The 22,180-nt window shown below is 57.8% G+C and carries 20 protein-coding genes; 9 read left to right on the plus strand and 11 right to left on the minus strand.

Features of this window, described 5'->3' with window-relative positions; genetic code table 11:
- Both QK300_RS04680 and QK300_RS04685 read left to right on the plus strand, forming a co-directional pair.
- Positions 1-1,401: an ActS/PrrB/RegB family redox-sensitive histidine kinase gene (locus QK300_RS04680; RefSeq protein WP_281300554.1), complete on the plus strand. Its 1,401-nt coding sequence runs from the start codon at positions 1-3 to the stop codon at positions 1,399-1,401.
- 86 nt (positions 1,402-1,487) lie between these two features.
- Positions 1,488-2,033, plus strand: a complete 546-nt coding sequence (locus tag QK300_RS04685; protein WP_281300553.1) for an ActR/PrrA/RegA family redox response regulator transcription factor — start codon at positions 1,488-1,490, stop codon at positions 2,031-2,033.
- A gap of 21 nt (positions 2,034-2,054) precedes the next feature.
- Here QK300_RS04685 and QK300_RS04690 read toward each other — a convergent pair whose 3' ends face one another.
- On the minus strand, positions 2,055-2,675 hold the full coding sequence (locus tag QK300_RS04690) for a cell wall hydrolase (protein ID WP_281300552.1): 621 nt from the start codon (positions 2,673-2,675) through the stop codon (positions 2,055-2,057).
- A gap of 326 nt (positions 2,676-3,001) precedes the next feature.
- Between QK300_RS04690 and QK300_RS04695 the strand changes: the two genes are divergently transcribed.
- Together QK300_RS04695 and QK300_RS04700 are read left to right on the plus strand one after the other, a co-directional pair.
- Positions 3,002-3,220, plus strand: a complete 219-nt coding sequence (locus QK300_RS04695) for a DUF3126 family protein (RefSeq protein ID WP_281300551.1) — start codon at positions 3,002-3,004, stop codon at positions 3,218-3,220.
- Positions 3,221-3,283: 63 nt separating this feature from the next.
- Positions 3,284-3,973, plus strand: coding sequence for a SprT family zinc-dependent metalloprotease (locus QK300_RS04700; protein WP_281300550.1), 690 nt, complete (start codon positions 3,284-3,286; stop codon positions 3,971-3,973).
- 13 nt (positions 3,974-3,986) lie between these two features.
- Here the strand turns inward: QK300_RS04700 and QK300_RS04705 are convergent, their stop codons facing one another.
- The 10 genes from QK300_RS04705 to mutM form a co-directional block, all read right to left on the minus strand.
- Complete coding sequence (locus QK300_RS04705) at positions 3,987-5,990, minus strand: penicillin-binding protein 1A (RefSeq protein WP_281300549.1); 2,004 nt, start codon at positions 5,988-5,990, stop codon at positions 3,987-3,989.
- Between the two features lie 63 nt (positions 5,991-6,053).
- Entirely contained in the window at positions 6,054-8,486 is a 2,433-nt protein-coding gene (gene gyrB / locus QK300_RS04710) for a DNA topoisomerase (ATP-hydrolyzing) subunit B (protein WP_348651825.1), read from the minus strand.
- Between the two features lie 95 nt (positions 8,487-8,581).
- Positions 8,582-9,865, minus strand: a complete 1,284-nt coding sequence (gene recF / locus QK300_RS04715; protein WP_281300547.1) for a DNA replication/repair protein RecF — start codon at positions 9,863-9,865, stop codon at positions 8,582-8,584.
- Positions 9,866-9,960: 95 nt separating this feature from the next.
- On the minus strand, positions 9,961-11,073 hold the full coding sequence (dnaN, locus tag QK300_RS04720) for a DNA polymerase III subunit beta (RefSeq protein WP_281300546.1): 1,113 nt from the start codon (positions 11,071-11,073) through the stop codon (positions 9,961-9,963).
- Between the two features lie 204 nt (positions 11,074-11,277).
- On the minus strand, positions 11,278-11,985 hold the full coding sequence (locus QK300_RS04725; RefSeq protein WP_281300545.1) for a ParA family protein: 708 nt from the start codon (positions 11,983-11,985) through the stop codon (positions 11,278-11,280).
- 116 nt (positions 11,986-12,101) lie between these two features.
- Positions 12,102-12,620 (minus strand): polymer-forming cytoskeletal protein, encoded by a 519-nt coding sequence (locus QK300_RS04730; protein ID WP_281300544.1) that lies wholly within the window; start codon positions 12,618-12,620, stop codon positions 12,102-12,104.
- Between the two features lie 226 nt (positions 12,621-12,846).
- Positions 12,847-14,397, minus strand: coding sequence for a chromosomal replication initiator protein DnaA (dnaA, locus tag QK300_RS04735; RefSeq protein ID WP_281320819.1), 1,551 nt, complete (start codon positions 14,395-14,397; stop codon positions 12,847-12,849).
- A gap of 581 nt (positions 14,398-14,978) precedes the next feature.
- On the minus strand, positions 14,979-15,245 hold the full coding sequence (gene rpsT / locus QK300_RS04740; protein WP_281300542.1) for a 30S ribosomal protein S20: 267 nt from the start codon (positions 15,243-15,245) through the stop codon (positions 14,979-14,981).
- 161 nt (positions 15,246-15,406) lie between these two features.
- A complete protein-coding gene (locus QK300_RS04745; RefSeq protein WP_042082706.1) occupies positions 15,407-16,183 on the minus strand; it encodes an enoyl-CoA hydratase in 777 nt (258 codons plus the stop codon).
- Between the two features lie 154 nt (positions 16,184-16,337).
- Complete coding sequence (mutM, locus tag QK300_RS04750) at positions 16,338-17,180, minus strand: bifunctional DNA-formamidopyrimidine glycosylase/DNA-(apurinic or apyrimidinic site) lyase (RefSeq protein WP_281300541.1); 843 nt, start codon at positions 17,178-17,180, stop codon at positions 16,338-16,340.
- Positions 17,181-17,321: 141 nt separating this feature from the next.
- Between mutM and QK300_RS04755 the strand changes: the two genes are divergently transcribed.
- The 5 genes from QK300_RS04755 to QK300_RS04775 all read left to right on the plus strand — a co-directional run bounded on the left by QK300_RS04755 (position 17,322) and on the right by QK300_RS04775 (position 22,090).
- Positions 17,322-18,158 carry a class I SAM-dependent methyltransferase gene (locus tag QK300_RS04755; protein ID WP_281300540.1) on the plus strand — a complete coding sequence of 279 codons (837 nt, stop codon included), beginning with the start codon at positions 17,322-17,324 and terminating at the stop codon, positions 18,156-18,158.
- A gap of 15 nt (positions 18,159-18,173) precedes the next feature.
- Positions 18,174-19,721 (plus strand): 2-polyprenylphenol 6-hydroxylase, encoded by a 1,548-nt coding sequence (gene ubiB, locus QK300_RS04760; protein WP_281300539.1) that lies wholly within the window; start codon positions 18,174-18,176, stop codon positions 19,719-19,721.
- A gap of 50 nt (positions 19,722-19,771) precedes the next feature.
- Complete coding sequence (coaBC, locus tag QK300_RS04765) at positions 19,772-21,022, plus strand: bifunctional phosphopantothenoylcysteine decarboxylase/phosphopantothenate--cysteine ligase CoaBC (RefSeq protein ID WP_281300538.1); 1,251 nt, start codon at positions 19,772-19,774, stop codon at positions 21,020-21,022.
- 35 nt (positions 21,023-21,057) lie between these two features.
- On the plus strand, positions 21,058-21,522 hold the full coding sequence (dut, locus tag QK300_RS04770; RefSeq protein WP_281300537.1) for a dUTP diphosphatase: 465 nt from the start codon (positions 21,058-21,060) through the stop codon (positions 21,520-21,522).
- Between the two features lie 103 nt (positions 21,523-21,625).
- Positions 21,626-22,090 (plus strand): Rrf2 family transcriptional regulator, encoded by a 465-nt coding sequence (locus QK300_RS04775; RefSeq protein WP_281300536.1) that lies wholly within the window; start codon positions 21,626-21,628, stop codon positions 22,088-22,090.
- Positions 22,091-22,180 lie beyond the last annotated feature (90 nt).

Raw genomic sequence — 22,180 nt, forward strand, 5'->3', positions numbered from 1 at the left:
ATGGCACTTTTTTTATGGCCCTTGCTCCCGGATCGGGCGGCTGATCGCGATCCCATGGATCGGGCAGGCATCGGTTTTGATAATCGCGTGCGATTGGGCAGCCTTGTCACTTTGCGCTGGATTGCCCTTCTCGGCCAGGGATTGGCCCTGCTCGTCATCTATTTTGGGCTGGGCTATGATTTTGAAATTTTCTGGGCGGCGATGGTGGTGGCCGTTTCGGTGGCCTTCAATCTGTTTTTGATCGTCCTGTTTCCTGCTGCTCATCAACTGCCCGATAAAAAGGCGGCGATGCAGCTTGGTTTCGATCTCGTGCAATTGGCGCTGCTCTTGTCTTTCACCGGGGGGCTATCCAATCCTTTCTCCATTCTGTTGCTGGTGCCGGTCACCATCTCAGCCACCGTGCTTTCGCGCAAAAGCACATGGGCTTTGCTGGTTCTCGCTTTGGGGCTCAGCATTCTGATGGCGCGCTGGCACCTGCCTTTGCCCTGGCCCGATTCCTCTTTCACCCTTCCCGCCATGTATAGGCTGGGCTTATGGATGGGTTTGGCGGTGGCGATGATTTTCCTCACCCTTTATGCCGCCCGCATTTCTGTGGATACCCGCAAACGATCGCAGGCGCTGGCCGCCACCGAAGCCGCTCTTGAACGGGAACATAAGCTGGCGGAATTGGGCACATTGGCCGCTGCCGCCGCCCATGAATTGGGCACCCCTTTGGGAACCATCACCTTGGCGGCACGGGAATTATTGCGCGAAACACCAGAGGGCGATCCCCGCCATGAGGATGTGCTCCTGATCAATGATCAGATTTCGCGCTGCCGGGGCATTTTGGAGCGCTTGTCTTATAAGGATTTATCCGATGAGGCTTTTCCGTTTGCCATTCAAACGATTGAAGCACTGGCCCATGAAGCGGCCCGGGCTTTTGAATATCTGACCGATGTGGTCATCGATGTCGAGGCCGCCCCCCTCGATGAGGGCAATGCTCCACAGCCGGTGATCAGCCGCCGCGCTGAAATTTTACATGCGCTCACCAATTTCATTGAAAATGCGGTGGGATTCGCCCGCAGCCGGGTGCTGGTCCGGATCGGCTGGTCTTCTTCGGTGATCGAGGTGATCATCAAGGATGATGGCCCCGGCTTTGATCCTTCGGTACAGAAAAATCTGGGCGAGCCTTATGTCACCACCCGCAGGCGCGGGACCGAGGCCATGGGGGCGCATCATGTCAATGCCACGGGGGATACCGGCCTGGGTTTGGGTGTTTTTATCGCAAAAACTCTGCTGGAAAGAACCGGAGCCACGGTTCGCTTCGTAAATGATGTGAAATCCGGCGGTGCTGTGGTCAAAATCCTGTGGCAAAAAGAGATGCTGGCACCAGAAGACAAGAGCCAATCACAGGCCAGATGACACTGATGATCCAGATGATGCTGGCTATGGATGGGCACGGGGAATAAGCCCGCATGCGGCTATCCGCAGCGGAAGAAAGGCGTGAGATGAACGATGATCAGAATGCGGGCAGCCGAACGCTGCTCATTGTCGATGATGACCCGCCCTTCAGGATTCGTTTGGGACGGGCGATGGAAAGCCGGGGCTTTAGCGTCCAACTCGCGGAAGGTGTGAGCGATGCCCTCAGCCATGCCCGGGCGATGAAGCCTGCTTATGCCATTGTCGATATGCGGCTGGATGATGGTTATGGCCTTGATCTGGTGCCCGCTTTGCGCGAAGTGCGCCCCGATATCCGCATTGTGGTGCTGACCGGCTATGGCAATATCGCCAGCGCGGTTTCAGCCGTGAAAACGGGGGTCGTGGATTATCTGGCCAAACCCGCCGATGCCGATGCCGTGGCCGCAGCCCTTCTGGCTGGTGAGGATGAAGCGCCGCCGCCGCCGGATAATCCAATGTCGGCTGATCGCGTGCGCTGGGAACATATCCAACGGGTTTATGAATTATGCGGGCGCAATGTTTCGGAAACCGCTCGGCGGCTTGATATGCATCGCCGGACCTTGCAGCGCATCCTTGCCAAGCGGGCACCGCGCTGATCCGTGACACCGTCCGTCAAATCAGCCATCGCCATGGGCATGATCGCTGATCAGCATGGCTTGCCGGGCATCGAGATAAAAAAGATGGCGGCCATAGCGGGCGGTTTGGCGCATGGATTTATTCCAGGTGGGCGAGACATAATCGGCATGATAATGGGTCGCCTGATCCGATATATCATCCCAAAGCTGCTCTAATGCCACTAAAGCCACCAGCTTTGATTTCTGCCAGGCCACGGGATTGCGGGGATTATCTGAACGGCCATCGCAGGCAAAGGAAAACTGGCAGGCATGGCGGCGATGCTCATTTTGAAAGACCACCGCGCAGATGGATTCCGGCCAAAGCGGGCTGCTCACCCGATTGAGCACCACCTGCGCCACCGCAAGCTGGCCTTTGACCGGCTCGGAGCGGGCTTCAAAATAAATCGCCTGCGCCAAACAGCGGGCATCATCTTCAAATTCAGCCGGCATCCGCGCCTCTACATAGTGCAGGGCCTCTTCAAGATTTTGGGGGATAACGGGCCGATCTGATGCGCGATCAGCCACAATGGGAGCAGCCCGCATAGGGGCTTTTTGGGCCGGGGTGGGCAAAAGAGCGGGCAAAAATAAAGCGCTCAAGCCTGCAAGCAGAGCAAAGCGGGACATGGCCTTCCTTCCGAAACTGTCGTTTCTCGATGCCTGATACGCACGATAGCGATGATCGGGACTGAAGCCTTGATCGTCCCGCGCTTTGGGCTTTTCTGCCCATGGCTTTATTGATCAAAAAAGATCACCCCACATTCAGGATAAAGCCTGCCATGGAGTGGGCACGAATGAATGTTGGGCGCATTATAGCGATGAATAAGACGATAATATGGCAAATTTGAATTAAAATCAGAATCTATGAACTGCCTGTGTGCCTTGCTTTCGGGGGTGGCTGTCAGCTAAACCCTTCGATCAGGTAGCAATGGAATGATCCAAGGAGACTCTTCGTGACCCCAACCGAAATTGCGCGTGTTCAGAAATATTTGCGCAGCACTTTTGACAATAATCGTATCAATCTGAAGCGTCGGTCGCGGGATGATGCCTCGGTCGAAGTTTTGCTCGAAGATGAATTCATCGGCCTGATCTACAAGGATGATGATGAAGGCGATGTTTCCTATGCCTTCAATATGGCCATTCTGGATATGGATCTGCCAGAGTTGGATTGAACTGGATTGAATTGGATTGAGCTGGATTGAATAAACCCCGGCGGCGACCCAAGGTGACACAATATGCTAAGGGAGGAGGAAGCGGGCAGCGTTCTCATCCGGCGCCATGATCGGGCCCGGCGGCTGGGCTTGCGGATTGATCGCCGCCGCGCCCTGGCCGTGTGCACCGCCCCCATGGGCGCATCGGCACGCCAGATCGACCAGTTTATCAGCCAGCATCAGGGCTGGATCAAAGCCCAGCTTGACCGCCTGCCCCAGCGCCTGCGGTTCATCCCCGGCAGCTTCGTGCCTTTATATGATGTGCCCCATCTCATCCAGCATGGGGATCATCTGCCCCGCGCCCCTCAGATCAACGAGGGTACCATCCATGTGGGGGGGCCGGTGGATCGGCTGGAAGATCGGATCCTGCGCTGGTTGCGGGCCATGGCCCAGGATCATCTGGCCACACAGGCCTGCCAGCATGCCAGCCGTCTTGATGTTGAACTGGGGCGGGTGCGGGTGCGCGATACCATCAGCCGCTGGGGAAGCTGCACGGCGGCAGGCGATCTGAGCTTTAACTGGCGGCTGGTTCTGGCCCCGCCGATGATCGGCGATTATGTGGCGGCCCATGAAGTGGCGCACCGCCTGCATATGGATCATAGCCCACATTTCTGGGCTGTGGTGGATCGGCTTGTGCCCCATCGCCATGAAGCGCGGCTGTGGCTGCGCCAGCATGGCGAGGCTTTGATGCGGATGGGGCCGCCGCCGGGCTGAGGGGCCATCGCCCTTAATTTTGCGGATTTTGTAAGGCGGGTAAGGGCCGCACCGGCCGCCCCACATGGGCATCGATCATAAAATCATGCCAGATCTGGGCGGGCAGGCTGCCGCCGGTGACCTGCTTTGTGGGCCGATCATCATCATTGCCCACCCACACGCCCGCCACCAGATCGCTGGTGAAGCCCACGAATAAAGCATCGCGATAATCCTGACTGGTGCCGGTTTTCCCTGCCGCCGGGCGATCGATGCGTGCCGCCCGCCCGGTGCCCTCGGTGATCACATCCCCCATCATGGATACAATCGCAGCCACCTGATCGGGCTTCGCCACCCGGCGGGGTGCGGGGGGAGTGAAGCGATAAAGGGTCTGGCCCGTGCGATCATGGATTTCGATAATCGCATAGGGTTTGACCGCCTCGCCGCCATTGGCAAGGGAGGCGGTGGCCGATGTCAGTTCAAGCAGCGTTGTCCCCGAGGCCCCCAAAGCAAGGCTGGGCACGGCCTGCAATGGGCTTTCGATGCCAAAACGCCGGGCAAGAGCGGCAACCGCCTTTGGGCCCGCATGCTGAGAGACCCTGACCGCCACGGTATTCAAGGACCGGGCAAAGGCCTGACGCAGGCTGATGGGCCCGGCATAACCTTCGGAAAAATTCTGGGGCGACCAGCCATCGACCGTCACCGGGCCATCGACAAAAATGGTTTCGGGGGAAAGCCCAGCTTCCAATCCCGCCAGATAAACGAAAGGCTTGAAGGCCGATCCCGGCTGTCGGCGGGCCTGGGTCACCCGATTATATTGGCTTTGGCCATAAGACCGGCCCCCCATCATCGCCAGCACCGCTCCATCGGGGGCCAGAGCCACCAGCGCCCCCTGCTCGACCCCCAATTTTTTGCCGCGCTCATCGAGATGGGCGCGCAGCACCTGTTCGGCAGCCGTTTGCGCGGTGAGATCAAGGCTGGTGAGAATGGTGATCCCCCCCGCCGGATGATCCAGCAATGCATCGGCGCGGCTGCGTACCCAATCGGTGAAATAGCGGATATCGGGCCCGGCGGCATCCTCGGCCAAAGGAGGGGGCTGATTGCGGGCGCGATCTGCCGCAAGGGCTGTGATAAAGCCGGTATCCACCATCGCCGCCAGCACCTGTTCGGATCGCTGCAAGGCACCGGCATAATTATGGGAGGGCGCAAGGCGCGAAGGCGCCTTGACAAGACCCGCCAGCATGGCCGCCTGCGCCAGGCTCAGGCGTCGGGCACTATGGCCGAAATAGGTTTCACTGGCCGCATCGATGCCATAGGTTCCGGCTCCGAAATAAACCCGGTTCAAATAAAGCGTCAGGATCTGCTCCTTGCTGTAGGCCCGCTCCAGCCAAAGGGCCAGCAGCAGTTCCTGCGCCTTGCGCTTCAGGCTGCGTTCCGAGCTTAAAAACAGATTTTTCGCCAATTGCTGGGTCAGGGTCGAGCCCCCCTGCGATACGCCGCCAGCGCGGAGATTGGCGAGAACGGCCCGGCCGATCCCCAGAATATCCACACCGCTATGATTGAAAAACCGGCGATCCTCGATCGAGAGCAGGGCGAGGATCATCACTTCGGGGATCGACTCATAAGCCAGCCATTGGCCCCGCACAGGACCATAATTGGCAAGGGTGGCCCCGGTCACGCTTTTCACGGTCACCGTGCGTTCCTGGCCCGGCGGCGGCAGATTGCTCACATCGGGCAGATCATGGGCGATCCAGATAAAGCTCAGCACCCCCAGAATGCCCCCCCACACCAGCAGGATGGCAAACCAGTAAAGCGCGCGCCTGATGGGCCTGCGGCGGCGCGTGGCCCCTCCTTTGCTGGCGGCAGAAGAGGGTCTGGAATGGGGCGGCCCCCCCTTTGCTGGCGGATTGGTGGCACCTTGTGGGCGGGCCGCGCCGGATTGACTCTCCCGCCCCTCCTTGCGGCCCCGGCCCCGGCCCGCCGCTGGTGGCACGGGCCGATCGCGGGTATCGATCGGATGATTGCGGGTTTTTCTGGCCATCAGGCTTGAGCTTCAAGAACAAATATGGCTTTGGCAAGGATAGTAGGGCGCTTTCCGCCCCGATCACACATCCAGATTGGCAACATTCAAGGCATTATCCTGAATGAAATTGCGCCGGGGCTCTACCAGATCGCCCATCAGCCGGGTGAACATTTCATCGGCTTCATCGGCCTGATTGATCTTCACCTGCAAAAGCGAGCGGACATCGGGATCGAGGGTGGTTTCCCAAAGCTGGCCGGGGTTCATTTCCCCCAAGCCCTTATAGCGCTGGATCGACAACCCCTTGCGACCAAAGGCAAGCACGCCGTCATAAAGCTCGGTGGGACGCACGGCTTTCACCGCCCCTTCCTTGCGGCGCAGGGTCACGGCATTGGTAAACAGCGCCGCCAGCGGGCGCACCCGTTCATCAAGGCGCCGGGCCTCGGCAGAATCGACGAGGGCCGCATCCACCATATGATGATCCGCAATCCCCCGCACATCCTGAATGAAATGATAGCCGCCATCTGCGGCCAGTTCGCCGCTCCATCCCGCCTGATCTTCGGTGCTGGCAAGCTGGTTCATCCATGCGGCGGCTTTGGCGGCGGCGGCACGGGCGCGGTCGGGGTCATTCAGGGTCTGGCTGTTCAAGCCGCCAACAAGGCTCAGGGCTTCGACCAGAATTCTGCTATAGCGGCTGGGCAGCCCATCGAGAAGGGCGCGGATCTGCCGCCCTTCGCTGACCAGTTGAGCCAGATCCTCGCCGGTGCGCTGCACACCGTCGCCATCTTCGAGCAGGGCATCCACAAGGCCATTGCCCATCAGATAATCTTCCAGCGCCTTGTTATCCTTCAGATAAACCTCGGATCGTCCACGGCTCACCTTATAAAGGGGCGGCTGGGCGATATAAAGATGCCCCCGCGCGATCAGCTCATGCATCTGGCGATAAAAGAAGGTAAGGAGCAAGGTGCGGATATGGGCGCCATCCACATCGGCATCGGTCATGATGATGATCTTGTGATAGCGCAGCTTTTCGATATTGAAATCATCGCGGCCGATCCCGGTGCCAAGGGCGGTGATCAGCGTGCCGATTTCATTGGAGGCAAGCATCCGATCAAAGCGCGCCCGTTCCACATTCAAAATCTTGCCGCGCAGGGGCAAAATCGCCTGAAAGCCGCGATGGCGGCCCTGTTTGGCTGAGCCACCGGCGGAATCGCCCTCGACGATGAACAGCTCTGATTTGGCCGGGTCGCGTTCCTGACAATCGGCAAGTTTTCCGGGCAGAGAGGCGATATCGAGCGCACCTTTGCGGCGGGTCAGCTCACGCGCTTTTCGCGCAGCTTCGCGGGCAGAGGCGGCATCAACGATTTTCTGCACCACCGAACGGGCTTCATTGGGATGCTCTTCAAACCACTGGCCAAGCTTATCGGCGACGATCTGCTCCACCGCCGGGCGCACTTCGGATGACACCAGCTTGTCTTTGGTCTGGCTGGAGAATTTCGGATCCGGCACCTTCACGCTCAGCACCGCAGACAGCCCTTCACGGGCATCATCCCCCGACAAGGTGACTTTCATCCGCTTGGCCAGACCCGACTCATTGGCATAATTATTGACCGTACGGGTCAGCGCCGCGCGGAAAGCCGCCAGATGGGTGCCGCCATCGCGCTGGGGAATATTATTGGTGAAGCAAAAGACATTCTCGTGATAGCTGTCGTTCCACTGCATCGCCACCTCAACGGTGATGCCTTCCCGTTCGCCGATCATCGATACCGGCTCGCCGATCACCGAATTGCGGGTGCGGTCGATATATTTCACAAAGGCCGTGATGCCGCCTTCATAGAACAGATTGACGGTCTTCGGTTCTACCGAACGCTTGTCCTCGATCTGGATGCGCACTCCGGAATTGAGAAAGGCCAGTTCGCGAAAGCGGTGTTCGAGGCGGGCAAAATCGAATTCGGTATGAACGAAGGTATCCTTGGATGGCAGGAAGGTGATGCGGGTGCCGCTTTGGCCATGGGCACTGCCCCGTTCCACCAGATCGGCCACCGGCTCGCCGCGCTCGAAGCGCATCCAATGTTCCTTGTCATTGCGCCAAATGGTCAGTTCCAACCAATCCGACAAGGCATTCACCACCGAAACACCCACCCCATGGAGACCGCCTGAGACCTTATAGGAATTCTGATCGAATTTACCCCCGGCATGAAGCTGGGTCATGATCACCTGCGCGGCTGAAACGCCTTCTTCTTCATGGATGGCGGTGGGGATACCCCGGCCATTATCGGATACCGTGCACGAGCCATCGGGATTGAGAAGGATGGTGACCTGATCGCAATAGCCCGCCAGCGATTCATCGATGGCATTATCGGTGACTTCAAACACCATATGATGCAGGCCCGAGCCATCTTCGGTATCGCCGATATACATGCCGGGGCGCTTGCGGACCGCATCCAGCCCCTTCAAGACCTTGATCGAGTCCGCACCATAATCTTCTACGGCTTGATCCCGTTCACTTTTTTTCATATCGCTCATATTTTCTCTCAGTCTCGATAAAGGTCAAAAACGTGCTTATCGCGGGCCGGATATTTGGGCCCGGTTTTCCCGCCCCGGTTTTCCCACTACGGCGCACCGCTCCCCAGCCGCACCTGTCCATCGCCAATATGGAAAATATCGGCACGCCCGCCAAGGGCCGCAAACAAGGCGGCATCGGTTCCGGTCATGAAAGCCTGGCCGCCAAGCGCCAAAAGCCGCTCGAACAAAGCAGCGCGGCGGTCTTCATCCAGATGGGCGGCCACTTCGTCGAGCAACAGGATCGGCGTGTGCCCGGTTTGATCGGCGGTCATATCAGCATGGGCCAGAATGATAGAGATCAATAGCCCTTTCTGCTCGCCGGTGGAACATAAATGCGCCGGCATGGCCTTTTCCTGATGCACAACGATCAGATCGGAGCGATGCGGCCCATCCCCCGTGCGGCCCGCAGCCGCATCGCGCCGACGCATGGCGGCCAGATGGCTTTTAAAGGCTTCTTCGGCTTCCAGCGCGCTGCTGATCGCCAATTGATCCTCGATATAGCCCTGAAGGCTGATCAGGGGCAGGGGAAAAGGCCCTTCGGGGATTGCTTTCAGCCGCTGGCCAAGATCATCAAGCGTTTCCAGCCGGGCCGCCGCAATCGCCACCCCATGCGCCGCCATCCGGGCTTCCAGCGCCGAAAGCCAGGCGTTATCAAAGCCCGGTCCGCGTTCGCTCAAAAGCCGGTTGCGTTCGCGCATGGCCCGTTCATAGGCATTGACCTGCCGACTGTGATCGCCATGCAGGGCAAGCACGATACGATCCAGAAAGCGCCGCCGCCCCGATCCCGCCTCCATAAACAGCCGATCCATGGCCGGGGTCAGCCATAAAACCGATACAATCCGGGCCAGATGCCCGCTGCCCGAGACCGTTTCTCCATCGATCCGCACCACGCGGCGGCTTGCGCCCCCCTCATCATCACCCTCAGAATCGGCATATATACCGGGGGCAAGGCCGGTACCGATTTCAAAAACAGCATCAGGGCGATGCAGCCGGGCATGGACCGCCCAGGGCGCCGATGATCCCATGGCGGTGATTTCATGTAGGCCCGCCCCGCGCAGGCCACGGCCCGGAGACAGGCACGACAAGGCTTCCAGCAAATTGGTTTTGCCCGCCCCATTGGGGCCCACCAGCACCACCGGCGCGGGGGCCGTTTCATGGATCGGAAGGCGCAAGGATAAATGAGGATAAGAGCGGAAATGCGCCAGATCAAGGCGGGCAATGAAACAGGACGAAGCCCGCCGAGGCCCGGATTGCTGCCGGGCGTCCGCCTGCTCATAGGCAACCGCATCCCCGGGCTTCAAGGATTGGGCCTGATGCGTTGATCGGGGCATCGCGCTGATCGCTCTTATCCCTGTTTCATCACCGTTTGAATGGGCCTTGTCGATGGCTTGGCTGATTATGTGGCCGATCCTGTGGCGGCTGGCCATCACACCCGCATGGGCATCAGCACATAAAGCGCCGTTTCATCGCTGCTATCGCGCAAAACCGTGGGCGAGGCGGCATCGGCCAACCGGGCTTCCACCTGATCGCCATCCACCTGATCGAGAATATCCAGCAGATAACGCGAATTAAAGCCGATCTCCATGCTATCGGCGCTATAGCTGGCGGCCAATTCTTCGGTGGCGGTGCCATTTTCCGGGCTGGTCACCGATAAAGTGATCTTGTCGCCATCCAGCGCCAGCTTCACGGATCGTGATTTGTCGGAACTGATGGTGGAAACGCGATCCACGGCTTCAGCAAAATCTTCGCAGCCGATGGTCAGCACGCGATCATTGCCTTCGGGGATCACCCGCGAATAATCGGGGAAGGTGCCATCGATCAGCTTCGAGGTGATTTCCGCATGGCCAAAATGGAAACGGATCTTGGTATCCGACAGATCAATCCCCAGATCGCCATCAAATTCATCGATCAACTTCTGGATTTCCAGTACCGTTTTGCGCGGAATGATAATGCCGGGCATCCCTGCCGCACCATCGGGCAGCGCCGCATCCACCTGCGCCAGACGATGGCCATCGGTGGCCACGGCGCGCAGCCTTGGCCCCTGCGCCCCTTCGGCCACATGCAGATAAATGCCATTGAGATAATAGCGGGTTTCTTCCGTGGAAATGGCAAACCGGGTTTTATCGATCAAACGCTTCATGTCCCGGGCGGGCAGCTTGAAGCGGTGCGGCAGATCACCGGCGCTCATCACCGGGAAATCTTCCTTAGGCAGGCATGACAGGGTAAAGCGCGACCGACCGGCCTTCAAAACCAGCTTGCGATCATCAAGACCAAACCCCACCTGCGCCCCATCGGGCAGCTTTTTCACGATATCGTGCAGGGTATGGGCCGGAACGGTGGTGGCCCCCTCTTCGCCGATATCGGCATCCGTATGCTCGATAATGGCGAGATCGAGATCGGTAGCGGTCAGCCCCAGCCGACCCGAAACCGCTTCGATCTGCACATTGGACAAAATGGGGATGGTATTCCGCTTTTCCACCACGCTTTGCACATGGCTCAACGCTTTCAGGAGCGCATTTCGTTCGATAGTGAATTTCATAAGATCGGCGCTTGTCTGTTGAAGGGCTGTGAGATGATCCTGAGCCTTTCAGGCTCAAGGCAGGAACCATAGCAGAAATCCACGTTCTGACAGCCGTTTTTTTACTTTTTCACGCGATATGAGCCGGTTTTTTCACCGCTTTCCCGGCCAGGGTGGCACAAGGGTGGAGGAAGGGCGGCACAAAGGCGACGGATCGGTCGCACCCTATGGCCGTGATGCGAGATCGGCGCGGGTTTGGGCCTGGGTCAGCCACACCATCAGGCGACTGAAAAATTCCTTATTCGCGCGGATCGCCTCAACGATTTTCATTTCCCCCACATAAGATTGCATGGCCCGGCGCACATCGGCGGAATAATGCACCGGCGGCATGGTCCCGATCGTGCGGATCTGGGTGCGAACCTGACGCAGATCTTCAAGATCATCGATCATATTGGGGGCGAGCATGATCTGAAGCGTGCGACGTTCGCCTGCCTGCATAGCGCCGCTTTGCAAAAGCCGCCCCACAAAGCGCTGGGTGGCATTGAGATCCATATCCGATGAGGAGGTGGGGATGAGGATCAGATCAAAGGCGGATAAAAACAACAGATCTTCAGGATCAATCCCCGCTGGCGTATCGATCACGATCAGATCGAACCGGTCATTATCGATTGCATGGGTGGGATCAAACAGGCGCTCATAGGCTTCATAGCTATCGCGCCCGGGCCATTCCACATGCGCCACATCGATGCGGCCATCACCGATGAAGCGGGCAAGGGATTTTTCGCCGGATTTCTGCTGATCGAGATCGATGAAGCAGATGCGCTTGCCTTGCGCCGCCATGCACAGGGCGGTGAGAAGGGCAAGCGTGCTTTTGCCGACACCGCCTTTTGCATTGGCAAAAATAACGGCGGGAATCGTTCGTTCACGCGCCATCAAACATTCCGTTTTTGGTCAGATGAAAATACAAGGATCGCATGATCTGCCTTGAAGCCGCACCCTGATGATCTCTTTGGGTCGGCACCATCGCCGACCCGGTTTTCCTCTCAGGATCAATCGTCGTATTTATCGTCGGGACGACCATTGTCATAATTGGCATTGCCCGGGGCCTGTGGCCGTTCTTCGGGATAGGCGGGCGGGCGCGGGGCTTCACTGCCCGATGCAAAGCCCAAAGCTTTTGAAACCTGATTCAATCGGGATTCACTATCCGAGAAAACACCGCTGGTCTTGTCGCTATCGGTATGCAGCTCGCCGGTGATGGTGGCCCCTTCATCGATATCGATGCTGCCATAGGAAATGCGGCCGCTGACCCGCCCCGATTTCATCACCTTGAGCTTTTTCTTGAGGGTAATGGATTGCTCCAATGTGCCGCTGATCTCGGCGCTTTGGCCCGAGATTTCGCCTGCAACATAACCGGTTTCCCCCACGATCAGATGATCGGCATAGATTTTTCCGGTGAGCCTGCCATCGATGCGGGCGGTGCCGGTGATCGACATTTCCGCCCCTTCCATCGAGCTGTGCTCGCCGACGAAAAATTCATAATAATCCGGCTTGTTGGCTTTTTCGGTCATTTTTTCTGTCTCCAATCTGCTGGCATGATGCCCAAAACGCCCCTCGTTTCAAAACCGGATGGCCGATCCGGGATGCATCATCCTAATGCTTCTAAACAGTTTAAAGCAATTTGGCGAGACGTTCCCGCACACAATAGCCCAGCACAAGCAGACAATCATCGCTTGGTGTCACTTTTTCGTTAAATTTTCGCCATCAAGGCACGATCTTTGCTGAGTACGGGGGTGATCAGCCCTGAAGGCGGCGGGTGAGGCGGGTGAGATCATCATCCAATGTGGCATCGGAATGGCGCAGATCATCAATCTTTTTCACCGCATGGATCACCGTTGTATGATCGCGCCCGCTGAATTTGCGGCCTATCTCGGGCAGGGATCGCTGGGTCAGCTTCTTGGCAAGATACATGGCCACCTGACGCGGGCGGGCGATATTGCGTGAGCGCCGTTCCGAGAGCATTTCGCTGACCCGCAGATTATAATGATCGGCCACCGCTTTTTGAATATCATCGATATTGATCTTGCGATCATTGGCCCGCAACAGATCAGCCAGAACTTCGCGCACCACATCGATGGTGATGGCGCGGCCCACGAGCTGGCCATAAGCCACCACCCGATTGAGCGCGCCTTCCAGCTCGCGCACATTCGAGGTGATTTTGCGGGCCAGAAAATCAAGAATATCCATCGGGATTTCAAGATCGCTCAAGGCTTCCGCCTTGCTTTGCAAAATCCCCAGCCGCAATTCATAATCGGTGGGGTGAATATCCGCCACCAGCCCCCAGCCCAGCCGCGAAACGATTCGTTCCTGAAAGCCTTCCAGATCGGTGGGCGAGCGATCGGCGGAAATAATGAGCTGCTTTTGGCTTTCGATCAGGGCGTTGAAGGTGTGGAAAAATTCTTCCTGCGTTGAATCCTTGTTAGCGATGAACTGGAAATCATCCAGCATCAAAAGATCCACCGAGCGGAATTGCTGCTTGAATGACATGGTATCGCGATAACGCACCGATGCGATGAACTGATACATGAATTTTTCAGCCGAGATATACATCACCCGGCGCTCGGGATAGAGCCGGGAATATTCCCAGGCGATAGCGTTCATCAGATGGGTTTTCCCCAGCCCCACACCGCCATGCAAAAACAGGGGATTGAACGGCACGCTTTGGGATTCCGACACCCGGCGGGCCGCAGCATGGGCAAAGGCATTGGATTTGCCCACCACAAAGGTTTCGAAGCTATAGCGGGGCTCCAGCCGTCCGCCCAAACCCTCGACCCCATCGGCCATGGATTGATTATGCGCCTGCAGGCCCGGGTCTTGTGTTGGCGCGGCCGCTGCACGCTGTCCGCTGGCATAGCTTTTGATGGCCGAACCCAGCCGGGCATTGGCATGGGTTGCGGGGCTGATGCCCGCCTGATTGTACTGCACGCCATTCAAAGACGCGCCAATCTTGTGAAGCTCATTCTGCCGGGAGCTGGCAGACAGCTCTTCCCCATCATCCAAAACCACATCAACACACACATCGGCAATCGGATCGGGGCCTGTGGCCATCAGGGATCGGATGCGATTGAGATAATTGCGTTCCACCCAATCGCGCATGAAATCGGTGGGGACACTGAGCCGGGCAACGCCGCCGCTGATCGTGGATAATTGCAAGGGCCTGAGCCAGCGATCAAATTGCGCCTGGCCATATTCACGCTTCAACTGGCTTTGAACCCAACGCCAATGCTCATGATCATGCCCCATTTGCTGATCCGGCGTCTGTTGTGTTTCGGCTTTAGGATTGGCCACGCCTGTTCCCCGATCTGCACCCATCCCTTGTTTCATAGTCACTCTATAGAAAACAAAGGTATCATTATTCGCATAAAAGCGGCATGCCTTTCGGCATATTTAAACGCTGCTCTATCGTAATTGTTGGACGAATATTATTCGCAATCTATCGCATCACTTATTCTGTTCATTTGATTGTATTTTAATACATTTGAACAGTTTCTATTTCTTTGCCTCGTCCAGCATGACCACAGAAGCTACATCCCGCATGGATTGGCTGCAACCGATTCCATGGTTGAAGATGCAGATTCTGAAAGCCCTATGCAGTGCGCGGGGGGATACCTACCATATATAGGGTGGTTGCAGACCCATAGGGAGGCGGAAAGCGGAAAGGCCAGAATCATCAACCGCTGAATACAGGTAATGCGTGTTATGAATTTGAATGGGATCGCATAAAATGTGGCTCGGTCGTCGAATCGGGAGCCTTGCAATTCCGCCCGAAAGACCCTTTAAAACAAGAAACCCGCATTCGCAGGAATGCAGGCTCTTGTGATTCAGATGTGCTTAAACGTTCAGATTGAACGCCTCAAACGCCCAAAACTTCAAACACTCAGGGCATTGATCCGGCGGGTCAGCCGCGACACTTTGCGCGAGGCCGTGTTTTTATGCAAAACGCCTTTGGAGACACCCCGTTTGATTTCGGGTTCAGCCACCTTGAACGCATCGGCAGCCGCAGCCTGATCCCCTGATTCAAGGGCCAGTTCTACCTTTTTGATAAAGGTACGAATGCGGGAACGGCGCGCCGTATTGATAACGGTGCGACGATCATTGCGACGAACGCGCTTTTTCGATTGCGGCGTATTGGCCATATCTAAAACCTTCTCAGACAATCAAACGAGGACAAACAAAAGAGCCCGGGCTTCTTGCGGATCACCCCGCATGGCAGACTCTGCCCTTCAAAACTAAGATGCGCTCTATAGAGGGGACGGCGAACAAGGTCAACTGCCGTTCCGCCCTTCCCGGCTGCTTTTTAGCGATTTTTGAACTGCGGACGCCGTTTTTCTATGAAAGCCGCCATGCCTTCGCTTTGATCTTCAAAGGCAAAGAGCGAATGAAAGACCCGGCGTTCAAAGCGCATCCCTTCATTCAAGGTGGTTTCATAGGCGCGATTGACCGATTCTTTGGCGATCATCACCGCCGGGCGGGAAAAGCCGGCGATTTTTTCGGCGGCATCCAGCGCCACATCCAAAAGATCATCCGCTGGCACCACCCGCGCCACCAAACCCGAAGCCAAAGCTTCTGCAGCATCCATATGGCGACCGGTGAGCACCATATCCATGGCTTTGGATTTGCCGATGAAGCGGGTCAGCCTTTGGGTGCCCCCGGCGCCGGGGATCACCCCGATGGTGATTTCGGGCTGGCCGAATTTGGCCGTATCGGCGGCAATGATAAAATCGCACATCATCGCCAGTTCGCATCCGCCACCCAAAGCATAGCCCGCAACGGCGGCAATGATCGGCTTGCGCACACGGCTCGCTTCTTCCCAATTGGCGCTGATGAAATCTTCCATGAAAACATCGCGATAGCTTTTATCGGCCATCTGCTTGATATCGGCCCCGGCGGCAAAAGCCTTGTCGCTGCCGGTGATCAGGATGCAGCCGATCTCATCATCGCCTTCCAGATCGCGCAGGGCTGCAGTCAACTCATCCATCAACTGATTATTGAGCGCATTCATCGCCTTTGGGCGATTGAGCGTGATGATGCCGACAGCCTCGCGCTTGTCGAGAAGGATGGTTTCATAAGACATGGCGCACCTCATCTGTTGTGCGGACTTGCGATCAGGATGATCAGACCAGCGGCCCGACCGTTCAGGCGACCCTGCTTAGCCCCAAGCGGCGACTATTGCAAAATATGTTTGCCATCCCCCCATCAGGGCCCGCTCATCGCTTTGGTTCTCGGGCCTAGCGCTGGCAGCCCGGGCAATAGAATGTGGCACGCCCGGCCTGAATGATTCGTTTGATGGATTGCCCGCAATCGTCCGCAAGGCAGGCCTCATCAGCGCGGCCATAAACCTTGAAACCATGCTGGAATGTGCCCAGTTCGCCATTGATCCCGGCATGATCGCGCAGGCTGGAGCCCCCCGCCAGAATCGCTTCCTCCAAAACCGCCCGCAGCGCCTCGATCAAGGCTTCGGCGCGTTTGCGGCTGAGGCGGGCGGCCTTCAGCCGGGGCGAAATCCCGGCCCGATAAAGCGATTCGCTTACATAGATATTGCCAAGCCCGGCGATCACCTGCTGATCCATCAACAGCATTTTCATCGATGTGGCGCGCTTTTGGCACGCGCCAAGCAAATAGGCCGCATCAAGGCCATCGCTGAAGGGTTCGGGGCCCAAATGCCCCAATAGCGGATGATCCGCAAGGCTTGCCGCATCGGCAAGGGCGACCAGACCGAATCGGCGGGCATCATTGAGCATGATCTGGGCGCCGTCCCGGGTTTGGATGATCAGATGATCATGCCGCCCCGGCTCCCGGTGGTCGCATCCCGGCAGATCCACCTTCACCCGCCCCGACATCCCGAGATGCACAATCAGAACACTGGCATCGCCGCCGTCCATCGAGATCAGGATATATTTGGCCCGCCGGCTGACTCCGGCCACCCGCCGCCCCACCAGCCTTTGCGCCAGATCGAGGGGAAAGGGCCGCCGCAACCCTTCGCGCCGGGTCAGCAGCCGGGTGATCTCAGCCCCTTCCAGAACCGGGCGCAAGCCGCGACAAACCGTTTCAACCTCGGGCAATTCGGGCATGGCCAGATCCGTTCTATGGGGTGCGAAATCAGTTTAGGCTGATCCATTGCGCCTTTGCCAGCGCCCTTTGCTGCCATCACATGCTGGTATCGCAGGAAAAGCTTCGCTATGTTCGGGCCGCAATCACATGGACAAGACCCGATGTCAAGCCACAGCCAGAGCATGGAAATGACCGCCAAAACCCCAACCCGCCCCCCGCTTGCCGCCGATCCGGAGCAAACCGCCGATCCTGCGGGTAAAACCGCATGGTTTGGCAATCAGCCGGTGGCCGAAGCCGACAAGGCCCGGCGGGTGCATGATGTGTTTAAAAGCGTGGCCGGGCGCTATGATCTGATGAATGATGTGATGAGCGGCGGCCTCCATCGCCTGTGGAAATCGAGCCTCATCGATAGCCTCAATCCCCGCGCCGGGATGCATCTCCTTGATGTGGCCGGGGGCACCGGGGATATTGCCTTTCGCTTTTTGAAAGGGGCTGGCGGCCAGGGCCATGTGACCATTCTGGATATCAATGATGCGATGCTGGGGGTGGGCCGCCAGCGGGCTGAAAAGCTGGGGATAAAAGGCCGCATGGATTGGTTGTGCGGCGATGCCCAGCATCTGCCCCTGCCCGATCAAACGGTGGATGCCTATACGATTGCCTTTGGGATTCGTAATGTCACGCGGATCGATGAAGCCCTGTCGGAAGCCTATCGGGTGCTCAAATATGGCGGGCATTTCCTGTGTCTTGAATTTTGCCCGCATCTGGCCCTGCCCCTTCTGGATCGGCTTTATGCCCGCTATAGCGATGCAATGATCCCGCGCTTTGGCCAATGGCTGGCTGATGATGCGCCATCCTATCGCTATCTGGTGGAAAGCATCCGCCGTTTTCCCGATCCTTTGACATTTGAGGCCATGTGCGGCAGGGCAGGGTTCAGCAAGCTCAGCCATCGGCTTTTATCGGGCGGTGTTTGCGCCATCCACAGCGGCTGGAAGCTGTGATCAAAGGGCTTTATCGTGTTTGAATCCTTGCGCCATATCTTGCGATTTTTGGCCGTGGCCCGTGCTTTGGCGCGTCATGATGCTTTATTCTGGATCGATGATGTGGGGCGCGCGCCGGCGGGTTTGAAGCTGATCGTGCGGCTGGCTACGCGCTTTGTCCGCCGCCGCAAGGGTCTGGCCGAAAGGCGGGGCAAAAGGCTGGCCGCCGCCTTGCAGGATCTGGGCCCCGCCTATATCAAGCTGGGGCAGATGCTGGCCACCCGGCCCGATCTGATCGGCCATGATGTGGCTTTGGATCTGCGCCAATTGCAAGATCGCCTGCCCCCCTTCCCGGCGGATCGCGTGCGCGCCATCATCGAAGCCGAACTGGGCCGCCCCCTTGAAGAGTGCTTTGCCGAATTTTCCCCCGAACCCGTGGCCGCCGCCTCGATTGCGCAAGTTCATAAAGCGCGCACGCCTGAGGGCATGGCGGTGGCGGTCAAGGTTTTGCGTCCGGGGATCGAAGCCGCCTTTGAACGCGATCTGGCGGCTTTTTCATGGTTCGCCCGTTTTGCTGAACGCACCGTGCCAAAAGCCCGAAGGCTGCGGCTGGTGGCGGTGGTGGAAACGGTGGTGCAAACGGTGGCGAGCGAGCTTGATCTGCGGCTGGAAGCCGCGGCGGCTTCCGAACTCGCGGAAAATATGGCGGGTGAACCGGGCTATCGCATCCCGCTGATCGATTGGGAGCGCACCACCGGCCATATGATGACCCTGGAATGGATCGATGGCATTCCCTTGAGCGATGTGGATCGCCTTGATGCGGCGGGATTGGATCGCCGGGCTTTGGCTTCCACCATCGTGCGGGCCTTTTTATTGCAGGCCATGCGCGATGGGTTTTTCCATGGCGATATGCATCAGGGCAATCTGTTTGTGGATGCCGAAGGCAATGTGGTGGCCTTGGATTTCGGCATCATGGGGCGGCTCGATCGGGAATCCCGGCGTTATCTGGCGGAAATTCTGTATGGCTTTTTGCAAAAGGATTATCGCCGGGTGGCGCGCTGGCATTTTTCGGCAGGCTATGTGCCGGCCGATCAATCCGAAGAAACCTTTGCCCAGGCCATGCGCGCGGTGGCCGAGCCGATTTTCGGGCGACCCGTGCGCTCGGTTTCGGCAGGGCGGCTTTTGGGGCAGCTTTTTGCCACCACCGAAGCCTTTGGCATGGAAACCCAGCCGCAATTATTGTTGTTGCAGCGTTCGATGGTGATGGTGGAAGGCATGGCGCTCCATCTGGATCACGAGGCGAATATGTGGGCCTTGTCGCGTCCGGTGATCGGGGATTGGATGCGTGATCAGCTCAGCCCCGAAGTGGCACTGGCCGATCATGTGAACACGGTGATCGAAAGTCTGGGCCTTTTACCAAAGCTTGTGCGCCGCGCTTCGGATCTGATGGAGGATCTGGAAACGAAAGTGCGCGACGAAAAAGACCGCCCAAACCCTGAGCGGATGGGGCTGGAAGGCTGGCCGGGCATTGCACTGCTGGCCGCGGGGGCGGTTATATTGGGATGGATTGTGGGCCGTTTGTGAACGGATTAAAGATGGCCGATCATAGAAGAAGCTGGAAAGGGTGACACGCCGTGCTGCATGGAAAACGCATTTTGCTGATCATCGGGGGCGGGATTGCGGCCTATAAATCCCTTGAACTCATTCGCAGGCTGCAAGATGAAGGGGCGCGGCTGCGCTGCATCCTCACCAATGCCGGGGCGCAATTCGTCACCCCTTTGGCGGTCTCCAGCCTCAGTCAGGATAAATGCTATATGGATCTGTTTTCCCTCACCGATGAGGCGGAAATGGGCCATATCCGCCTTTCGCGGGAAGCCGATCTGGTGCTGGTGGCCCCCGCAACCGCAGATCTGATGGCTAAAATGGCCCATGGGCTGGCCAATGATCTGGCCAGCACAGCGCTTTTGGCTACCGATAAGCCGGTGATGATCGCCCCGGCGATGAATGTGGAAATGTGGGCGCATCCGGCCACCCGGCGCAATCGCGCTTTGCTTGAGGCCGATGGCATCTCTTTTGTTGGCCCGGCCAGCGGCATGATGGCTTGTGGCGAGATCGGCGCGGGCCGCCTGAGCGAGGTGCAGGACATCCTCGCCTCCGTCAGATCATTCTTTTCGGGTCCGAAAGGATTGCCGCTTTCCGGGCTTCATGCTTTGGTGACAGCCGGCCCCACCCACGAACAGATCGATCCCGTGCGCTATATTGCCAATCGCTCCTCGGGAAAGCAGGGCTTTGCCATTGCCGGGGCGCTGGCCGCCCTCGGCGCCCGGGTCACGCTGGTATCCGGCCCGGTGGGGCTCGTTACCCCAAAAGGCGTGGATAGGGTCGATGTGGTGAGTGCGGATGAGATGCTGGCGGCCAGCCTAGCGGCTTTGCCAGCCGATCTGGCCCTGTGCGTGGCGGCGGTGGCGGATTGGAAAGTGGTAGGGGCAGGTGTCCAAAAAATCAAGAAAACGGATGATGGCAAAGCCCCGGTGCTGCAATTCGCGGAAAACCCCGATATTCTGGCCAGCTTATGCGGGCTGGGGGCGGATCGCCCAAAGCTGATGGTGGGTTTTGCGGCGGAAACCGAAAAGCTGCTGGCCCATGCCGAGGCGAAAAGACAGCGCAAGGGCTGCGATTGGATTGTGGCCAATGATGTGTCGAACGGCAGCGGCGTGATGGGGGGCGACGACAATGCCATTACCCTGATCAGCGATGCGGGCACGGAACGCTGGGAACGGGCGAGCAAGCACGCCATCGCGCAGAGGCTGGCCTTAAGGATTGCCGATCATTTTAAAAAATCCCCCGCAACCGACGTCGCCGAGTCGCGCTCCAAAATACACTGATTTGATGACAATCTGTAAAATTGAAGGCTGATCCGATGCTGAAGCCCCCCGATGAAACCGTTTGCATCCCGCTGATGCGCCTGCCCCATGCTGAGGGGCTGGATCTGCCATCCTATGCCACAAAAGACAGCGCCGGGATGGATCTGCTCGCGGCATTAGATGCGCCAAAAACCTTGGCGCCCGGCCAAAGAGCGCTGATTCCAACCGGTTTGGCGATGGCTTTGCCCGCTGGTTTTGAGGCCCAGATCAGGCCGCGCTCGGGTTTAGCCATCAAATACGGCATCACGGTGTTGAATGCGCCCGGAACCATCGATGCCGATTATCGTGGTGAGATTAATATTATTATTATAAATCATGGGGATGCAGCTTATACGATAGATCGGGGCCAGCGCATTGCCCAAATGGTGATCGCTCCCGTGGCACAGGCAAAAGTTGTGGAAACACAAGATTTAGGCGAAACGGACCGAGGCAAGGGCGGCTTTGGGTCCACGGGATTGTGAACACATTTCGCGAATGCGTGATTGGACGTGATCTGAACTTTCTGTCACCCAAAATACATATGTTTTATGTCTGATTATGTCAATGTAGGGTTGAGTTTTAGAAATGTTCAGATTCTCCAAAAAGATGATCTATGCTGTTGAAGCGGTTGTTTATGTTGCGCTTCATGGCCAAACAGCGCCAGTGCAATCGCGTGCAATCACCGGGCGCCAGCAAATCCCCGAACGCTATCTGGAGCAGGTTCTTCAGCGTTTGGTGCGATGCGATATCTTAAAAGGCGTACGGGGACCGCGGGGGGGCTATCGTCTTGCCCGTCCGGCGGAACGGATCAGCATCGGCGAAATCGTTGGGGTGATCCGGGGTCTGGATGGCGGCGATGAAAGCAATGAGCATGAAAGCGCATCCGAACTGGGCGAATTGATCGTGCTGCCGATTTTCGAGACCCTTGATCGTGAAGTGATGGAGCGTCTTGATCGCGTGCTGATTGCCGATCTGGTGAAGCAGGCGCAATCAGGAAATTCCAATAGCGCGGAGAGCACGAGCCCCGCACGACTCTTGCAAAGCGCCTGACTGGAGCCCTTCGCACCCCTTGGCAAGCCTGCGCTGCGGATTGATCTGTGGCATCATGCCTTGTGATCCTCTATTATGGGATCATCACAG

The sequence above is a fragment of the Iodidimonas sp. MBR-22 genome, assembly GCF_029946565.1.
GTDB lineage: Bacteria > Pseudomonadota > Alphaproteobacteria > Sphingomonadales > Rhodothalassiaceae > Iodidimonas > Iodidimonas nitroreducens.

What these genes read in the sequence shown, in the direction of transcription:
- QK300_RS04680 (WP_281300554.1), top strand. Translation starts at nt 1, where the DNA reads ATGGCACTTTTTTTATGGCCCTTGCTCCCGGATCGGGCGGCTGATCGC.
- QK300_RS04685 (WP_281300553.1), top strand. Translation starts at nt 1,488, where the DNA reads ATGAACGATGATCAGAATGCGGGCAGCCGAACGCTGCTCATTGTCGAT.
- QK300_RS04690 (WP_281300552.1), bottom strand. Translation starts at nt 2,675, where the DNA reads ATGTCCCGCTTTGCTCTGCTTGCAGGCTTGAGCGCTTTATTTTTGCCC.
- QK300_RS04700 (WP_281300550.1), top strand. Translation starts at nt 3,284, where the DNA reads ATGCTAAGGGAGGAGGAAGCGGGCAGCGTTCTCATCCGGCGCCATGAT.
- QK300_RS04705 (WP_281300549.1), bottom strand. Translation starts at nt 5,990, where the DNA reads ATGGCCAGAAAAACCCGCAATCATCCGATCGATACCCGCGATCGGCCC.
- gyrB (WP_348651825.1), bottom strand. Translation starts at nt 8,486, where the DNA reads ATGAAAAAAAGTGAACGGGATCAAGCCGTAGAAGATTATGGTGCGGAC.
- recF (WP_281300547.1), bottom strand. Translation starts at nt 9,865, where the DNA reads ATGCCCCGATCAACGCATCAGGCCCAATCCTTGAAGCCCGGGGATGCG.
- dnaN (WP_281300546.1), bottom strand. Translation starts at nt 11,073, where the DNA reads ATGAAATTCACTATCGAACGAAATGCGCTCCTGAAAGCGTTGAGCCAT.
- QK300_RS04725 (WP_281300545.1), bottom strand. Translation starts at nt 11,985, where the DNA reads ATGGCGCGTGAACGAACGATTCCCGCCGTTATTTTTGCCAATGCAAAA.
- QK300_RS04730 (WP_281300544.1), bottom strand. Translation starts at nt 12,620, where the DNA reads ATGACCGAAAAAGCCAACAAGCCGGATTATTATGAATTTTTCGTCGGC.
- rpsT (WP_281300542.1), bottom strand. Translation starts at nt 15,245, where the DNA reads ATGGCCAATACGCCGCAATCGAAAAAGCGCGTTCGTCGCAATGATCGT.
- QK300_RS04745 (WP_042082706.1), bottom strand. Translation starts at nt 16,183, where the DNA reads ATGTCTTATGAAACCATCCTTCTCGACAAGCGCGAGGCTGTCGGCATC.
- mutM (WP_281300541.1), bottom strand. Translation starts at nt 17,180, where the DNA reads ATGCCCGAATTGCCCGAGGTTGAAACGGTTTGTCGCGGCTTGCGCCCG.
- QK300_RS04755 (WP_281300540.1), top strand. Translation starts at nt 17,322, where the DNA reads ATGTCAAGCCACAGCCAGAGCATGGAAATGACCGCCAAAACCCCAACC.
- dut (WP_281300537.1), top strand. Translation starts at nt 21,058, where the DNA reads ATGCTGAAGCCCCCCGATGAAACCGTTTGCATCCCGCTGATGCGCCTG.
- QK300_RS04775 (WP_281300536.1), top strand. Translation starts at nt 21,626, where the DNA reads ATGTTCAGATTCTCCAAAAAGATGATCTATGCTGTTGAAGCGGTTGTT.